The 1,229-nt window shown below is 71.6% G+C and carries 1 protein-coding gene and 1 pseudogene; both read left to right on the top strand.

Going from position 1 to position 1,229, the window contains the following annotated elements; translation table 11 throughout:
- Positions 1 to 609: pseudogene (locus J7E68_RS18835) on the top strand (glucose-6-phosphate dehydrogenase); the annotation flags it as partial.
- A gap of 74 nt (positions 610 to 683) precedes the next feature.
- Positions 684 to 1,229 (top strand): YqaJ viral recombinase family protein (locus J7E68_RS18830; protein WP_215175075.1); only part of this gene is annotated, 546 nt, incomplete at its 3' end.

Genomic DNA, 1,229 nt, shown 5'->3' with positions numbered 1-1,229 from the left:
CGCGCGACCAGGGTGTGGGGAGACGACCCGGAGGCGTCGTCGCGCCGGGCCCGATACACCGCCGGCGAGATCGACGGCGCGTCCAAGCCGTCGTACGTCGACGAGCCGGGCGTGGACCCGACCCGCCAGACCGAGACGCTCGCCGAGGCGACGTTCGAGGTGCGCAACGCCCGCTGGGCGGGAATCCCCTTCCGGCTCCGCTCCGGCAAGGCTCTCGGCACGCCCGCGAGGGAGATCGTCGTGCGCTTCCGCCCTGTCCGCCATCTGCCGCGCGGACTCACCGGCACCTCGGCCGGCGCGGTCCTTCGTTTCTCCTTGGGCCCCGACCTGATGTCGCTCGAGCTGAACCTCAACGCGTCGGACGACCCGTTCGAGCTGGAACGGGCGACCCTGTCCGCCGAGCTCGGCGAGGGCGCTCTCAAGGCCTACGCCGAGGTCCTCTCCGGCGTCCTCGACGGCGATCCGATGCTCGCGGTGCGAGGCGATGCGGCCGAGCAGTCGTGGCGGATCGTGGCGCCCATCCTCGAGGCATGGCGGCGGGGCGATGTCCCGCTCGACGACTACGTCGCAGGATCCGCGGGCCCCGAGGGGTGGCCAGCGCATGGTTGAGCGATGCCGTCGAGCGATGCCGTCGAGCGGCGTGTGTGGGCGGCAGAGTCGGTGCGCGGGGTTACGCTCGATAGGTGACTCCCGAACTCCAAGCTCGCATCGTCGCGGACTCCCGCGATCGCGTCGCCTGGATGCGAGCCCGCTCCCGCGGCATCACCGCCACGGACGTCGCAGGACTCACGAGCGAGAGGTCGATCGCGCGAGCGGCGGACTCCAAACTCGGCGGGGGCCCGCGCTTCGGCGGCAACGCGTACACCGACCACGGACGACGCCGCGAGCCAGAGATCGCCGCCTGGGTGGCGGCGACGCACGGCATCCTCCCGTCTTCCGCGCTCTTTCGCGCAGAGGTCGAGCACCGCCACCTGGCGACACCCGACGGCATCGCCGTCGACGCCGACGGCCGGGTCAAGCTCGCCGAGATCAAGACCACCAACAAGGCCTTCCGTGGCATCCCGCGCACCTATCTGCGCCAGATCTGGTGGCAGCCGCACGTGCTCGGCGCCGAGCGCACGCTCTTCGTCTGGGAGGAGCACGTCGACTTCTCTCCCATCCACGACGAGCCCCGGTGCGTGTGGATCGACCGCGACGCCCGTGAGATCGCCAAGCTCGTGGGCCTGGCC

It is taken from the genome of Microbacterium sp. ISL-103, assembly GCF_018613995.1.
Taxonomy (GTDB): domain Bacteria; phylum Actinomycetota; class Actinomycetes; order Actinomycetales; family Microbacteriaceae; genus Microbacterium.
The sequence above is the reverse complement of the archived record's forward strand: the minus strand, read 5'-3'. Positions and strand labels throughout refer to the sequence as shown.